The organism is Pedobacter aquae (assembly GCF_008195825.1).
Taxonomy (GTDB): domain Bacteria; phylum Bacteroidota; class Bacteroidia; order Sphingobacteriales; family Sphingobacteriaceae; genus Pseudopedobacter; species Pseudopedobacter aquae.
Map to the genome: position 1 here is coordinate 1,070,778 of NZ_CP043329.1, position 16,105 is coordinate 1,086,882.

General features: G+C 33.6%; 15 protein-coding genes. 9 read left to right on the forward strand and 6 right to left on the reverse strand.

From position 1 onward, the window contains the following. Window positions 1-136: 136 nt before the first annotated feature. From FYC62_RS18240 to FYC62_RS04715, 3 genes are all read left to right on the forward strand, one after another. The gene (locus FYC62_RS18240; protein WP_449406389.1) at window positions 137-904 is read left to right on the forward strand and encodes a TaqI-like C-terminal specificity domain-containing protein; all 768 of its coding nucleotides are present in this window, start codon (window positions 137-139) and stop codon (window positions 902-904) included. Then, window positions 904-1,917: a DUF2971 domain-containing protein gene (locus FYC62_RS04710; RefSeq protein ID WP_149074111.1), complete on the forward strand. Its 1,014-nt coding sequence runs from the start codon at window positions 904-906 to the stop codon at window positions 1,915-1,917. The genes FYC62_RS18240 and FYC62_RS04710 overlap by 1 nt, the downstream gene beginning before the upstream one ends. A 957-nt stretch (window positions 1,918-2,874) precedes the next feature. Beyond that, a complete protein-coding gene (locus FYC62_RS04715; RefSeq protein ID WP_205943789.1) occupies window positions 2,875-3,465 on the forward strand; it encodes a hypothetical protein in 591 nt (196 codons plus the stop codon). Window positions 3,466-3,524: 59 nt separating this feature from the next. Here the strand turns inward: FYC62_RS04715 and cobC are convergent, their stop codons facing one another. The 6 genes from cobC to FYC62_RS04745 all read right to left on the reverse strand — a co-directional run bounded on the left by cobC (window position 3,525) and on the right by FYC62_RS04745 (window position 10,159). Beyond that, a complete protein-coding gene (gene cobC, locus FYC62_RS04720; protein ID WP_149074113.1) occupies window positions 3,525-4,112 on the reverse strand; it encodes an alpha-ribazole phosphatase in 588 nt (195 codons plus the stop codon). Window positions 4,113-4,114: 2 nt separating this feature from the next. Beyond that, window positions 4,115-4,879 (reverse strand): adenosylcobinamide-GDP ribazoletransferase, encoded by a 765-nt coding sequence (locus tag FYC62_RS04725; RefSeq protein WP_149074114.1) that lies wholly within the window; start codon window positions 4,877-4,879, stop codon window positions 4,115-4,117. A gap of 545 nt (window positions 4,880-5,424) precedes the next feature. Next, window positions 5,425-6,468 carry a nicotinate-nucleotide--dimethylbenzimidazole phosphoribosyltransferase gene (gene cobT / locus FYC62_RS04730; RefSeq protein ID WP_149074115.1) on the reverse strand — a complete coding sequence of 348 codons (1,044 nt, stop codon included), beginning with the start codon at window positions 6,466-6,468 and terminating at the stop codon, window positions 5,425-5,427. A gap of 214 nt (window positions 6,469-6,682) precedes the next feature. Continuing rightward, a complete protein-coding gene (locus FYC62_RS04735; RefSeq protein ID WP_039451621.1) occupies window positions 6,683-6,928 on the reverse strand; it encodes a hypothetical protein in 246 nt (81 codons plus the stop codon). A gap of 298 nt (window positions 6,929-7,226) precedes the next feature. Then, window positions 7,227-7,922: a DUF3291 domain-containing protein gene (locus FYC62_RS04740; RefSeq protein WP_149074116.1), complete on the reverse strand. Its 696-nt coding sequence runs from the start codon at window positions 7,920-7,922 to the stop codon at window positions 7,227-7,229. A 77-nt stretch (window positions 7,923-7,999) separates the two neighbouring features. Beyond that, window positions 8,000-10,159 (reverse strand): S46 family peptidase, encoded by a 2,160-nt coding sequence (locus tag FYC62_RS04745; RefSeq protein ID WP_449406390.1) that lies wholly within the window; start codon window positions 10,157-10,159, stop codon window positions 8,000-8,002. Between the two features lie 147 nt (window positions 10,160-10,306). Between FYC62_RS04745 and FYC62_RS04750 the strand changes: the two genes are divergently transcribed. The 6 genes from FYC62_RS04750 to FYC62_RS04775 all read left to right on the forward strand — a co-directional run bounded on the left by FYC62_RS04750 (window position 10,307) and on the right by FYC62_RS04775 (window position 15,983). Then, the gene (locus tag FYC62_RS04750) at window positions 10,307-10,774 is read left to right on the forward strand and encodes a GAF domain-containing protein (RefSeq protein WP_149074118.1); all 468 of its coding nucleotides are present in this window, start codon (window positions 10,307-10,309) and stop codon (window positions 10,772-10,774) included. Window positions 10,775-10,797: 23 nt separating this feature from the next. Further along, window positions 10,798-11,655, forward strand: coding sequence for a bestrophin family protein (locus FYC62_RS04755; RefSeq protein WP_149074119.1), 858 nt, complete (start codon window positions 10,798-10,800; stop codon window positions 11,653-11,655). Window positions 11,656-11,968: 313 nt separating this feature from the next. Then, window positions 11,969-12,343 carry a hypothetical protein gene (locus FYC62_RS04760; protein ID WP_149074120.1) on the forward strand — a complete coding sequence of 125 codons (375 nt, stop codon included), beginning with the start codon at window positions 11,969-11,971 and terminating at the stop codon, window positions 12,341-12,343. Window positions 12,344-12,470: 127 nt separating this feature from the next. Continuing rightward, a complete protein-coding gene (locus FYC62_RS04765) occupies window positions 12,471-13,658 on the forward strand; it encodes a glycoside hydrolase family 88 protein (RefSeq protein WP_317131518.1) in 1,188 nt (395 codons plus the stop codon). A 531-nt stretch (window positions 13,659-14,189) separates the two neighbouring features. Continuing rightward, complete coding sequence (locus FYC62_RS04770) at window positions 14,190-14,777, forward strand: RNA polymerase sigma factor (protein ID WP_149074122.1); 588 nt, start codon at window positions 14,190-14,192, stop codon at window positions 14,775-14,777. Window positions 14,778-14,846: 69 nt separating this feature from the next. After that, window positions 14,847-15,983, forward strand: coding sequence for a FecR family protein (locus FYC62_RS04775; RefSeq protein WP_149074123.1), 1,137 nt, complete (start codon window positions 14,847-14,849; stop codon window positions 15,981-15,983). The last annotated feature ends 122 nt before the right edge of the window (window positions 15,984-16,105 follow it).

The window sequence follows — 16,105 nt, forward strand, 5'->3', positions numbered from 1 at the left end:
TTCAATAGGTGCTTCATTAGATGAATATTTCAATAAGAACAGCTTTGAATTTACTCCACCATCAACATCTGAATGGTTTATCGGAAATCAATCTTTTAGCACATTGAAAAGTAAAATCGAAAATGGTGCGAGACTATTGAAAGATTTTAATGTTAGAATAAACTTCGGTATAAAAACAGGATATAATGAAGCATTCATAATAGATGAAAACAAAAAGAACGAATTAATAAAGGCAGATGAAAAAAATGCTGAAATAATTAAACCAATAATTCGTGGAAGGGATTTAAAAAAATATTTTTATGAGTATGAAAATTTGTGGGTAATCTCCACATTTCCAAGTTTAAAAATTAATATAGAAGATTACCCTTCAATAAAGGACCACTTCATAGAAGTCGGAAAGAAAAGATTAGAACAAAGTGGTGAAATTGGAAGTAGAAAGAAAACATCTAATAAATGGTTTGAAACTCAAGACTCTATTTCTTACTGGAGAGATTTTGAAAAACCCAAAATTGTCTGGGGTGAGATTTCCGATAAACCAAAATTTGCTTTTGACGATGAAAAGTATTTTGCGGAAGCAACTACTTTTTTTATGACAGGTGAAAAATTGAAATTTCTTCTGGCAATATTAAATTCAAAAGTTTCAGAGTGGTATTTCAACCTAATTGGGACAACAACAGGGATGGGAACAAACAGGTGGAAGAAATACAAAATTGAATTGTTGCCTATAAAAATTACTTCTCAAGCCCAAGAAAAAGAAATTGAGATTTTAGTAAATCAAATTTTAGCTATTAAAAAACAAGACCCATTAGCCAATATAATAGAATTAGAAAACCAAATAAACCAATTGGTTTATCAATTATATGATTTAACAGAAGAAGAAATTAAGATTGTGGAGAGGGTATAATGACAAGAAATCAAAAAATTGATGAATACATTTCTAAAGCACAAGGATTCATCCCCGGTTTAAGAGCTAGTTCTATATTTTCTATGTTTGGTGGTGATGAAAAATCAGAACCAACTTCTGGTAAAATTGAATTAAGTGCAAAGTTTTTAAATGAGAAAGTTTTATCGGAGGGTAAAATTAAATTTACTCACTACACAAGCCTAAGAAATGCAATCAATATTCTAAACTCAGGAAGTATTAGGCTATATAATTGTTTTAATTTGAATGATAAAAACGAGATAAAATATCTTTTGGATAAATCACCTATTGATTTTAGTGAAGAAGAAATTGATAAATATAAACGAGAGCACTTTATATTATCTGGTTCATTAATACAAGATGATAACGAAGAGGATTATAATTTGTGGCGTTTATATGGTGATAATTGCAAAGGTGTTGCTATTATATTTGAAATAAGTGAAAAAATTACAAATTGGTCAAAAGTTTATTTACAAAAAGTCGCCTATGAAAGAGACAATAAAAGTAATATTTATGATTATTTAAAATTCCATAAAGAATTTAATGATAAGTATCTGCTTTTTGAGAATAAGCCCGAGCTTTTTGCGCTACTTTCTACAGGTGTAAAAAACGAAATATGGTCAGTTGAAAATGAGTTTAGGGTTATTGTGAAAAATCCATTTAATGAGTATTCATTAGAATCAAATGATTGTGTTGATTGTAATACTAACATTTCAAAAACTTTAAAACATGAATATAATTTTAATGGAAAGTTAGTATCATATGTTGAACTTCCATTACACATTAATGACAGGAAATCAGAATTAATAAATTTACCTTTATCAAGTAAACAAGTTGATTTAATTGATTACGTTCCTAATTTAGAGATCAAGAAAATAATTTTAGGGCCAAATAGCCATTTAGAAGATTATAGTAATTTTATTGACTACATAACTTGGGTTCAAAGTAGATTGAAATGTAAATTGAAGGTAGGTATGTCAAAATTTCAAGATTAGTTCTTTCTTTTTTATAGAGCTTACTATTTGAAGGATAAATTAAAGTTATTGGAAATTGTTAGAATGATTTAGGTTAATCGTTTTATTACTCATACACACTTAAGATGCCGCAATGATGAGCGTTAAGATAAATCACTCAAAGCCTTCTTGTGCCGCCATATATAGCGTAGATACTTTAATATTTTACACAGTTTACCCATCATTATTTTGACTACTAACCAAAAATTATATTTATGATACTATCAAATGATATTATCTCTTTTCTCAGGCCCAGCATCAAACCTATGTACATAAACCGGGGCGAGGGCGGTACCCCGCAGGACATTTGAAGCTTTTGCGGAAAATGGACGAGGAGTAAAGCAAAGCACCGGACTAGCCCTTTAATAGTAGTAATAGCCCTGCTTTTCTAAATAAAAAAGCTTTTTAGAATGAATTTATGTTTGTTGGAGTAAGAAACGCTATAAGAACTACCTAAACTTTTCTGCCACTAGTAAATCTTTAATACCGTATGGTAGTTATAAAAACCTTCGCCAGATTTTACCTCCAATGGCAAGTCTTAGCAAATAAGGATAAAGAGCGATAGCCTGACTTGTGCTTATTTAATAAAAGCACTAAATATAAAAATGAGTTCAAAATATAAGTTTAACAATCCAGAGAGGATATTTTTTGTTTCTTTTGCCGTTGTAGGATGGTAGATATTTTCACAAGACAAGTGTACAGAAATTTGTTTTTATAGAGTTTTCTTACAAAAGGGTATAGTCTTTATAATCTGATGTTTAAGTCTAATCAGAAACTAATGTAATACCATGAATTTGTTATGTATTATAATTTACCTTTCTAAAAAAAAATGCTTCCTTAGCTTTAATCATATTTACAATTAATTTTTAACCATTGGATATGAAAATGTAATACCGAAAGTGTATTACTTGTGAGTTGAGCGTAAAAAATAAAATACTGATGAATATGAAAGCTAAATTTTTAACCACACTTTTCTTGTTGATAGGATGGATGTCTTTTGCACAGGAGAAACACTTAACTTTTAAAGATGTTCCTATAAACGGAACAATGGCTGAGTATATTTCTAAAATGGAGGAAAATGGCTTCAACCATTTAGCAACAAACCTTAGAATAGCTACTTTAAGAGGTGATTTTGCAGGTTATAAAAATTGTATGTTGGAAGTTTCAACTTTATGGCAAAAAGATTTAGTTCATAAAATAGATGTTATTTTTCCTTTTAAAGAAACATGGTCGGCACTTTATGGAGATTATAGCGGTTTAAAAGTTATGTTAACTGAAAAATATGGAAAGCCAACTGAGTTTATGGAGAAATTTGTTGGACCTCATGCTATAGATGATGATAGAGCGAAGATGAGCCTTGTTAAAATTGGTAATTGTAAATATTATGCTATTTGGCGTTCAGATCAGGGAGATATCAAATTATCTATTGAACATAGAAATCACCAAAATTACCAATGTTTTGTACAATTAACTTATTTAGATAAAGTTAATAGTCAAATCGTAAAAGAAAAAACCTTAACAGATTTATAGTTTTCTTATTTTTATGATACCAAGCGACATGAATAATTTGTTAGGATGTAAGCTCACAATTAAACCCTTTCCGTTCTATTCACAAAAGCTATTTTAGTACTTTTAAACTCTTTTTGATAAACAATTTTAGTAATCGAGCTATAGCTAACCTCGAGGTTAAACGCATGCTCTAAAGGAAAATCAAGTACATAAGCTAAAATAGAACGTATCACGCCGGCATGGGTTACTACCACAATATCTTTGTTTCCTGTTGTTAAAATATCTTCAAAAAAAGCGGTGGAGCGTTCATAAAGTTCTAAGAAGTTCTCTCCATTGTTGATTTTGTAGTTTACAAAATCGGCCATCCAAGGTTCTAGTTCTTTGGGGTTAATTTTGTCCCAAGCTTGCATTTCCCAATCTCCAAAATGCAGTTCAGCAATACGTTCATCGGTAATAAAGTTGTCGTTAGATAGGTAATCGGCAAGTTTGCTACATCTTCTAAACGGACTGCTGTAAAAAGCTGTAGGGCTTTCAAGTGAACTTTCTAAGCTATCTTGTAACCAATCGAAATGTGCAGTAAAATTCTCTGCTAAAGGAATTTCTGATTGTCCGTAACAAAGTTTGTTGGGGTTGTAAACCTCTGTATGTCTAATGAAATAAATGTTCATGTTTAACCAAAATATTTAAAAATGAGGATGGTGCTCAGGTAAAATACCACTTCAGAAACTTGTTGTACGGTACCTAAGCAATCGCCAGTGTAGCCGCCAATCCATTTATTAAAATACCTGCTGAAATAAGCTTTCACCAAAAGTAAAGGGATGATGCTTAATAAAATCCATAAATTAGGAAAAAACAGGAGAGGTGCGATACCGAAAATGATAGCGATGATGAAATCATCTTTCCTCATTTTAGTGGCTAGGGGTTTAGCTTTACTCAATAAATCTTCCCGGGCATATTCATCAGTATAAATCAAGATAGCGCTATTTAAACGACTAATAGCATGTCCAGCAATTAAAACCGGAATGATAAAGCTTGGTCCGATTTCTTTTAAAGCGGTAAATTTTAAAGCTAAAATCAATACCAAACCTGCAACACCATAAGTACCAACTCTAGAGTCTTTCATGATGGTGAGGATTTTCTCTTTGGTCCAGCCGCCACCAAAACCATCGCAAACATCGGCAAAGCCATCTTCATGAAAAGCACCTGTGATGAGTAAAGAAGCTACCATGCTCAGAAGCAAAGATAATTCTAAAGAAAAGGCAAAAGAAGCCAGCCAGAACACCAAAGCACATAAAGACCCTACAATAATACCAATAAGAGGGAAGTACTTGCTAGAGCGATTTAAATACTCCTCAGAATGGTCTGTAGAAGGCGGACAAGGTATTCTGGTAAAGAACATCATCGCCGTAAAAAATATCCTGATTTCTTTTTTCATTGTTGTTTTAGGTGGTTAGGTGATTAGTTTGTTAGGTTGTTAGTTGGTTAGGTTGTTAGTTTGTTAGGTGATTAGTCATTAGTTCATTATTCATTACATAATTAGGCGTCTTTTACTCTCCACCCAGTCTTTCTACTTTTTACTCTCCACCCAGACTTCGGTCATCCGTCTTCGGTCCTCAGACTCTCCACCCCAGGCTTCGGGCAGCAGACATCGGTCCACGGTCTCTCCACCCAGGCATCGGACAGCGGTCAACGGTCCTCAGACTCTCAACCCCAGACTTCGGACATCGGTCAACGGTCCTCAGACTCTCACCCCCAGACTTCGGACAGCGGACATCGGTCCTCAGACTCTCAACCCCAGACTTCGGACAGCGGTCATCGGTCCTCGGACTCTCAACCCCAGACTTCGGACAGCGGTCAACGGTCCTCAGACTCTCAACCCCAGACTTCGGACAGCGGTCAACGGTCCTCAGACTCTCAACCCCAGGCTTCGGACAGCGGACATCGGTCCTCGGACTCTCAACCCCAGACTTCGGACTACAGTCAACGGTCCTCCGACTCTCTCACCCCAGCACTTTCAAAGCTAGACATTTCATTGATAAAGTTTACCGATGCTTGGATAATTGGCAGGGCTAATGCGGCACCAGTACCTTCGCCTAAGCGCATATTTAAATTTAAAAGAGGTTTTGCTTTTAAGAATTGGAGCATTTGTTTATGTCCAGTTTCGTCTGATTGATGAGCAAAAACACAATAGTCTAAAATTTGAGGGTAAAGTGCATGTGCAATTAACAGCGCAGAACTCACAATAAAGCCATCTACCACAATCAGCATTTTTTGTTGTGCAGCGCTAAGCATAGCACCTACAATCATAGCGATTTCAAAGCCGCCAAAAGTTTGTAAAATCTCCTCAGGTGTATAAGCAGGGTTGTTGATGATAGCTTGTTTGAGAATAGCAATTTTCTTTTCCAGTCCTTCATCATTTAAGCCCGTTCCTCTGCCAGCGCAGGCTTCCATAGCGATACCTGTAATTTTATGCATGATGGCTGCTGCGGCAGAAGTGTTGCCAATACCCATTTCGCCAAAGGCGATACAATTGCTGCCTTGATCATGAATCTTTTGAACCAAGTTAGCACCTTTCTCTAAAGCTTCATCTAGTTGAGCTTTCGTCATGGCGGGGCTATGTAAAAAGTTCTGTGTTCCCTTGGCAACTTTTAAATGTTGTAAAGGTAGAGCTGGGTCAAAGTCGTGGTTAACCCCAGCATCAACTACCAAAATATCCCAACCGTTTTGTTTGGTAAAGACGTTGATGGCTGCACCACCAGCTATAAAATTCATGACCATTTGCCAGCTTACTTCTTGTGGGTACGGACTAACACCTTCTTGGGTGATGCCATGATCACCAGCAAAAACTACCACAGTAGGAGATGCAATTTTAGGTGATACCGTTTCTTGAATAAGACAGATTCTTAATGCTAAATCTTCTAAAATTCCGAGGGCACCAAGAGGCTTTGTTTTATGATTAATGATGTGTTGTACTTGCTCTTGTATTTGGGTGTTAAGGCTATTAATTTCGAACTTACTTGTCATTTATTTGGCGTTTTGGTAGTACAGAATTATATTTTTTAACTATATTTAATAATTTGTAATACAGTATTTTATAAATTTTATTTGATGTATTTGTTTTAGTTTATAGATGTTTCAGGGCTTTATTCGCTGTAAATTACAAAATTATATTCTGTTTAAGGGTTTTTTATAATGTAACTATCTATTTTATAGGTTTTTATATATTCTGTATAAAGTGCTAATTATACTTCTTCCAAGTAGTCATAAAATCGGCTCTCATGTCCTGAAATCTGGCACTTACTCGCTTGATAAAGTCTTCATCTAAGAGTTCAAAAACGCTATCAACTCCGTTGATTAAATCCATTTCAGAAAGCTTGTAGGTTTGCTCTAAAGTACCTTGCTCAAACTTGATGATGTACTTCATGTTCATAGAAAAGATGGTAATCTTACATTCCGGATGTGGTAATTCTGCTACTACTCGCATGGGGGTGGTTGGTTAAAAAAAATAAAAAATTCAAAAGGAAAAATTAAAAATTCAAAATCGCTTAATCAATCATTCAATCCATCAAAAATCAATAAATAATTAAAAACAGATTGCTTCTTCGTTCCTCATCGCAATGACCTAAAAATTCAAAAGGAAAAATTAAAAATTCAAAATCGCTTAATCAATCATTCAATCCATCAAAAATCAATAAATAATTAAAAACAGATTGCTTCTTCGTTCCTCATCGCAATGACCTAAAAATTCAAAAGGAAAAATTAAAAAATCAAAAATCAATCAATCAAAAATCACTAGCCACTGGGTTTTTGCCCATCAACGTACCTTCGCTGCTTATGATTCTGAAGCGGGCAAAAAGCTCTTCGCTGTACCAGTCTTCGCTGCGGGTAAGCTTTACCACATCGGCGTGTTCTTTATCGCGGTAAGCGAATTTTTTTACGTCTTCTAAGGAATTCCAAACAGAAAAAGTAGCCTGTCTAATGAAAGGAGCTTCGCCGATACCTACCGAGGTGATGAAACCTTGTGAGCTGTTCATGATAGCAGATACTTTTGGTACGTTGGCCCAGAAATTTTTAAGTTTTGATGGTCTTATGGTTGCCCTAGTTAGTACACCAACCATACCTTCATGTCCTTTAATTTTAGGTTTCCCGAAAGGTTCTTTACCATCCCATTTGCCATGGGCTTCTATAGGTTCGCACAAAACAGTCCATTGTTCGGTGGTGAATTTTTGCCACCATTTGGCTATGAAAGAGCTGTTTTGAAATTTTCTGAAATCATCTTCATGCTCCCAAACAGCAAATAAACCCCATTGCTGGTAATCTGGGTTAATATCGAAGGTGCCGTTTTTGCCACAGCCCACCAGTTTCCAGAATGTACATGCTTTGTTTATCCAAAGAGGGAAGCGGTGTATCGCCATAGCGAAAAAAGCTAATGGAATATAGCGTTTAGGGTATCTTACAATAGTGATAGAAACAATCATGGTTGGCTAATTTCGGGAATTTAAAGCCAACCATGATGTAAAGTTGATAAGTTTTTGAATGTTAAGAATTAATGTGCTTATACACCTAATTCTTTTAAGACGCCGCTTGCCTTATCTATTTTAGATGCTACCCAAAGTACATAGCGGATATCTACACCTATAGAGCGACTGTAATTTTCGTTCCAGGCGTAATCATTAATGGTTGCTTCGTAAGCTCTATCGAAGTTTACGCCAATAAGCTCGCCATAAGCATTTAAAACCGGAGAGCCAGAATTGCCACCCGTAGTATCCATATCGTATAAAAAGCACACAGGCACATCGTTTAACTCGGCCATTTTAAACGGACCGAAATCTTTCTGCTCCCATAAGGTTTTAATTTGTTCTGGGTATTGATAATCTATATTTCCGCTTCTGCCTTTTTCAATAATGCCTTTAACGCTGGTGAAGGGAAGCATATAGCTGCCGTCAACAGGAGAGAAGCCCTTGATGTGGCCATAAGTTAGGCGTAAAGTACTGTTAGCATCGGGGATAAAGTTCTTTTGCAGGTACTGTTCTTTAACCGTCACATAATCAGCCATGAGCTTACTTAATTTAGCCTCTCTTTTATCTTGCGTTAACTTTTTTAAAGCTACTTCTTTAGATAGCTCTTGCTCAAAACTGAGGAAAGGATCATTATAAACCACCAATTGCTTCATGTCTTTGATTAAGGTTTTGGTGAAGTTTTCATTGCTTAATCGACTATAAGCAAACAGGTTACTAATGAATTTTTGAGCTTGCTCTGAGCTGTTAAAGCCACGAGTATTCTTATCTATAACAGCTATTTTTTGGCTAAGTGGAAGTTTAGATGCTCTTTCTAACATGTTGTTTAGTAGATTTTTATCTACATCAGTATCATAAGAATCATATAAACTAGAGATGACTTTTTCTAAGCGAGGAAGGTTAGTGGTGTAGAAGGTTTCTCGTTTATCCAAAGGTTGTTTTAGCAAAGCATCTTTAAAACCATTGATTTGTGCTGCTACTCTTAACAAATTACTTGAACCGTAAACCTGAGCATACCATAACTCTTGATAAGCACTGTTATTGATTTGTTTGTAGATATCATCTATCTCGTACATCAAATTACCGTATAGCTGTTTTAAATTAGCATTTTGGTTGATATAGCTTACCAACTGATTGTCTTCTTCTTGTTTTTGTTTTAACAGCTCGATGTTGTTTAAGCCTTTTAACTTGCCACGGTAATTTTTTAAAACGTTGGCATTGCGTTTAATACGTGTTGCCAGTTTTAGTTCTGTTGTACGTCCTTTGCTTTTACCTACCTCTTCCATGGTTTTATTTTGGAACTCGTATAAATCTGCTGTATAAGGTAATTGGTAGTTTTGTTGGTAGGCAATAAATTGAGCAGGACGATGCCTGAACGTTCTGCCAGGATAGCCCAACATGAAGGTAAAATCGCCATCTTTCACACCGCCAGCATTTATTTTAAGATGCTTTTTAGGTTTATAAGGAACATTTTCTTTAGCGTAGCTAGCTGCACTACCATCAGGTGCCACGTAAGCTCTCATGAAAGAGAAATCGCCAGTATGTCTTGGCCAAACCCAATTATCGGTTTCGCCACCAAATTCGCCTACATTTTGCTTGGGGATGTAAACCAATCTAACATCCCTAATGATTTTATATTTGAATAAAACATAGCTTTTGCCGATAAACATTTCAGACACTTCAGCATCAATACTTTTATCTGCTGCTTCTGTTCTGGCTTCTATAATTCTTATTTTTTCCTGAATTATTTTTTGGCGTTGCGATACATCATCAACACCACTAACAGCTGTTAATATCTCTTCAGATACATTCTCATAAGAATCTGTAATACGGCAGGTTAAACCTTTTGCTTCAATTTCTTGTTCAGGTTTATTGGCTACAAAACCATGGGTTAAATAATCATTTTCGGCAGTACTGGCCAACTGTACGGCAGAGAAAGCGCAATGGTGGTTGGTAATAATTAATCCGCTTTCAGAAACGAAAGAACCTGTACAACCGCCAACGTTAACTAAGGCGTCTATCAAGCTGGTACTATCGGGGTTATAAATTTCTTTCTGTGGGATTTTCAACCCGGCTTTTTGAAGATCTAATTTAGAAACCTCGCTTAGCGGAAACATACCTTCATCAAAAGGTTTGGTACTGATGCTTCCTAAGGCTAAAGCACTTAATGAAAATGTAAAAAGGACTTTTTTAGCTATCATCATGACAAAAAATTATAAACGTGAGATGGAGAAAATTAAGTAAAATAGCCTAATTAGCATTTATTAATTCTGTTACAATTGTAAAAAGGAGCTATTTTTCTAGATTTTTAAACGCTTTACAATTAGCGATGTTATTTTTGTGTTATGGCAGAGGATTTAAAAATAGTTAAAGGGCATAAGGAAGCACAATACCAATCTATCTACCCACAAATAGAGGCATTGTTAGGTGGCGAGACAGATGTGATTGCTAATCTGGCTAATATCGCGGCAGCGTTAAAAGAACAGTTTAATTGGTTTTGGGTAGGTTTTTATTTAGTTAAGGATGAAGAACTGGTTTTAGGTCCGTTTCAAGGTCCGGTTGCATGTACCCGAATACAAAAGGGCAGAGGCGTTTGTGGAACATCATGGGCACAAGCTAAAACGCTTATGGTAGAAGATGTAGATGCTTTCCCTGGGCATATTGCTTGTAGCAGCTTATCAAAATCAGAAATTGTTGTTCCCTTAATTAAAAATGAGGTAGTTTGGGGTGTTTTAGATGTAGATAGCGATACTTTAGCCGCATTTGATGAGCTAGATAAATTGTGGTTAGAGAAAATCATCAACTTACTATAGAAAACATCATATAACCCTATTACATGATTAATTATAATCCTAAAGAGTGGTTCACCTTTATTTTTCAAATACATAAAGCAGATACTTTTAGAAAGCTTTTGCCTTTAATGTTTGCTGTTAGTGTATATGCTGGTTTGGTAGCTTACTTAGAGCTAGAATATTGGCAGCTATCAGAAAGTAGTCATGTAAAAAACCTAAGCTTAATGCATAGCATATTAGGTTTTGTGATTTCACTTTTATTAGTTTTTAGAACCAATACAGCTTATGACAGGTGGTGGGAAGGCAGAAAACAATGGGGAGCTTTAACCAATAATTCTAGGAATTTTGCCATCAAATTAAAAGCTTTTTTAGCTGCTGATGATAGGAAGTTTTTTAATAACATGATTCCTAATTATGCTTTTGCTCTTAAAAGCCATTTAAGAGAGAATGAAGATTACCATGAAATAAATCCTGAATTAGATCTACATAAAGAGAAGCATTTACCCAATCAAATTGCTCATGCCATGTATGATAAGCTCTTTAAATTGCATCAAGAGCAGAAACTTTCAGCAGAGCAATTATTGATTTTGAACAGCGAGGCGATGTCTTTTACCGATATTTGCGGTGCTTGTGAAAGAATTAAAAATACACCAATACCTTTTTCTTACAGTGTTTTTATCAAGAAGTTTATTTTCTTTTTTGTGATGACTTTACCCTTCGGTTGGGTTTTTAGTTTGGGCTATTATATCATCCCGGTAGTGGTTTTTATTTTATATGCCTTTGCCAGTTTAGAGCTTATTGCAGAAGAAATAGAAAACCCTTTTGGTAACGATGCTAATGATTTACCTCTTGATGCCATTTGTATCAATATTAAAAAGCATGTTGGTGAGATTTTGGGTTAAGTTTATCAATATGTAGACAGGATTTTAAATTAAATATTGAATAAAACCTTTTTTTTAAAGCCCAAACACCATTATTCCACCTTTTTGTCTTGTTTTTTACCCCTTTAATAGTTATTAATAAACTTATTTTGTTTTACTTGTATATAATTTAAGTTTTAGGAAGTAAACCATTTATAAATTTAATATCTATTATTTTTAGCTTTAAAGAATGGAATTAGGGCTATAATCTAACTTAAAAAATAGTATTTATCGTAATACTGCTTTGGATAAACTCCTAAATTTATAATTACTGTAAAATAAAAACCAATTAGAAATGAAATTAAAAATAAGAATCTTATTAGGTTTAATCATCTTCAATTTAACCGTTGCACATGCAGCTATATCAGTTTCCCCTTTATTAGGAGATCATATGGTTTTACAACGTAACTCAACAGTTTTACAAATTGCCGGTGGTACCTCTACTGCTTTAAGTAATCAAGTTTGGGCTGTTTCTAATGCTGTTAATTTAACACGTGTAAAACCAGATGTAGGTGTTGCGCTAAAAAATATGAGCTCCAGATTAGATGAATATACTTTTGTTTATACCCAACCAGGTACTTACAAGGTGGCTTTTGAAGCTTTTAATATCAATGTTTACGGAGAAAGCAGAGCTATAAAAGAGCTTGAAGTTAATGTAGTAGCACCATAATTTTTTCATTATCCATGCCATTCTTTCGGGATGGATGATGATTTTATACAAATATATAATTCCAAATTATCAGTTCCATTTTATGAAAATTAGATTTTTAATCCTAGCCCTATCTTTAATAACATATGTGTCTTTTGCACAAAAGAAGCCCAATATTAATGTCGGTAATACTTTGTTGTTAGCTGATAAACAGTATAAAAATATGTTGCAGGTGTCTCAAGATTTGACCATGTATCCGAGAACACAAGCGAAAGATGGTACACTAAAATACGTGGGCATTAAAGACTGGACAGGCGGCTTTTGGCCAGGCAACTTATGGTATATGTATGAGTTAACTAAAGATAATTATTGGAAGCAGCATGCCTTAAGATGGACAGAATCTCTAGAGAAAAATCAATTTAATACTAGTAACCACGATTTAGGTTTTATGATGTATTGTAGTTATGGTAATGCTTATAAAAATACATCAAACCCTAAATATAAAGAAGTACTTATACAATCAGCTAAATCTCTTATTAGTAGGTTTAACCCAGTTATTGGAAGTATAGAATCTTGGAATTCACGTAAATCTTGGGACGGGAAAACTTTTTGGGATTACCCAGTAATTATTGATAATCTTATGAATTTAGAATTACTGTTTTTTGCATCAAAGGCAACAGGTGATAATATTTATAAGGATATCGCTATAAAACATGCAGAAACATCTTTAAAATATCATATCAGACCAGATTTTAGTACTTATCATGTAGTAAATTATGATACCTTATCAGGTAAAATGCTTCATCGTCAAACTTGCCAAGGTTATGCAGATAATTCTACTTGGGCTAGGGGGCAAGCGTGGGCTATTTATGGCTACACCATGATTTATAGAGAAACTCAAGATAAAAAGTTCTTGAATGCAGCTATAGGCTTAACAGATTTCTTTTTGAAACATAAAAATCTGCCTAAAGATTATATTCCTTATTGGGATTTTAATGTTAATGAACAAGGTTATAAACCTGATTTTAAATATAATGCCAGTATTTACAAAGAAATACCTAGAGATGCTTCTGCAGCTGCTGTTGTAGCTTCGGCTCTTTTAGAATTGTGTAAATACAGTCCAGAGAAAAAGACATATTATATAAACTCTGCTCAAAAAATTCTAGAGTCTTTAAGCTCACCTAAATATCTTGCACAAGTTGGTACCAATAATAATTTTTTACTTAAACATAGCACAGGAAGTCTCCCACATAATGAAGAGGTAAATGTTCCATTAGTATATGCAGACTATTATTATTTAGAAGCTTTATTACGCTATAAAAATTTTAACAACTAATAAAGCGATTGATTAAACAAAAAAGCCTTAAAATCTTATGATTTTAAGGCTTTTTTTATGCTAGGCGGAGAGTGAGGGAAAACAACAAAGTATTTTAAAAGTATATTAGAAAATAGTACAAGAATTTTTATAAAAATAAGAAAAAAGAGAGCTTCAAATTTAATAGGTTTAGTAGTGATTTATAATTTTATAGCTAGATAAAACTCATAAAAATTCTCACATCTAGTATTTTCTATTTATTATTTATATAGTGTTCAAGTATCGTTTAAAACATACTTACATTTAAGGTTAGTTTTACTAGAATGACTTTAAAAGAATACTGTTAATCAAACATTTAATAAGATGAAGTTTAGATATAATGAGTCAAAGTATATTTTCAATATAGATGAAAAAAGAATTTTGGTTAATTATTGCTTTTAAAATCAAATTGTGAATTGCTATCTTTAATAAAATCTATTAATTTAAAATGATTTATTCTTAAACAAATTAATTTTATTTGATAATTTCACGATATCTCTTATTTTAAAATAAATGACCGAACATAAAATACTTTCTGATTATGAGTTAGTTGGTTTGTTAAAACTTAACAATCAGAAAGCATTTGCCGAACTTTATGATAGGTATAAAGGTCTTTTATATGTTCATGCTACGAGACATTTAAAAGATCAGGAAGATGCAAAGGATATTATTCATGATATATTTTCTAATCTTTGGCAAAATAGAGCTTCATTAAATATTCAGGAAAATCTCGCTGCATATCTTTATCAGTCAGTAAGAAATAGAATAATTAATTTCCAATTAAAAAATAAAAGAGCTGATGAGTATGCGAATTCATTTCAAAGTTTTTTAAATAATTTTCATCAAGCAGATACCGACCATTTGATTAGAGAAAAAATGCTTGTTGAACTTATTGAATATGAGATTGCTTCTTTGCCTGTAAAAATGAGAACTGTTTTTGAAATGAGCAGAAAAGAAGGTCTTTCACACAAACAAATCTCAGAAAAATTAAATATCACAGAACAAAGCGTTAGAAGCCATGTAAAAGGTGCTCTTAAAATATTGCGCTTCCGTATTGGTTTTGTTCTTTTGACTGCTTTAATTACAGTTTTTTATAAATAATTTCATTTTATTACCCCCCTATAGACGTTTCGATTGTCTCTCTTATAAATATACTAAAAAGGAGAAAAATTGAAACAAGAGCCATCGAATGCTAAGGATATTCTAATCAGATATGTAAATGGACAATGTACAGAGGAAGAGAAGATCGTTGTAGAAAAATGGTATAAAGGAAATTACGATGAGACCTTTATAACAGATGAAGTTGTAGCAGATGAACATTTTAAAGATGTATGGAACAGTCTAAAGATTGATATTAATAAGAACAAGATAATTGTATTTAGGAGAATTGCTTCTATAGCTGCGTCTATTGCCATATTACTAAGTGTTGGGATATATTATTTGTGGGAATCATCTCAAAGAAAGCAAAAAATTGCTATTGAAGAAAAGATTGAAATATTGGCTGGTAGAAATCAGGCTTCACTAACCTTGAATGACGGACGAACAGTGTATCTTGATAGTATTAAAATAGGGAATTCTATTAAAGAAAATGGGATGGTCATCACTAAAATGGATGATGGTACGCTTTCTTATAAATCAGATCCAAATTATTTTTATAGAAACAAAGAAGCCTACAATACAATATCAACACCGCGTGGAGGTCAGTTTAAGGTTGTTTTACCAGATAATTCTATAGTATGGCTAAATGCTGCTTCTTCTATTAAGTTTCCTGTTATATTTTCAGACAAAAAACGTTTAGTTGAATTGGTAGGAGAAGGCTATTTTGAAGTTTCTCATAACAAAGCTAAACCGTTTATAGTATCTTCTCTTCACCAAGAAACTGTTGTTAAAGGAACAAAATTTAATATCACTTCTTACCCAGATGAAGATAAAATAACTACTACTTTATTAGAAGGTGCCGTTGTTGTAAAAACAAAAAATACTGTATTAAACGAAACTCTTTTAAGACCTAATGAACAAGTGATAGTTAGCGAGAGTTCTGTGACTAAGATAAAAGTAGATGCTAACGAATCTATAGCATGGAAAAATGGGAAGTTTATTTTTAATAATACACCACTTAAGGTTATAATGGTTCAATTATCTCGATGGTATGATGTGGAAGTCGAATACTTAAGTAATGTAGAAAAAATAACATTTACAGGATCTATTTCTCGTTTTGATAATATGCAGGACGTGTTAAGGAAAATTTCGCTTACAGAGAGTGTAAAGTTTGAAACAAGGGGAAGGAGGATAATGGTTAAACACTAAGCAAAAAAGTTAGTGTTCCTTAAAAAAAAAACCGAATTCTGGTTGCAACAGAATCCGGTTAATAATAGGATCATTAGCAATAATTATGATAAGACATCAATAATCGTAAACCGCTAATTTTT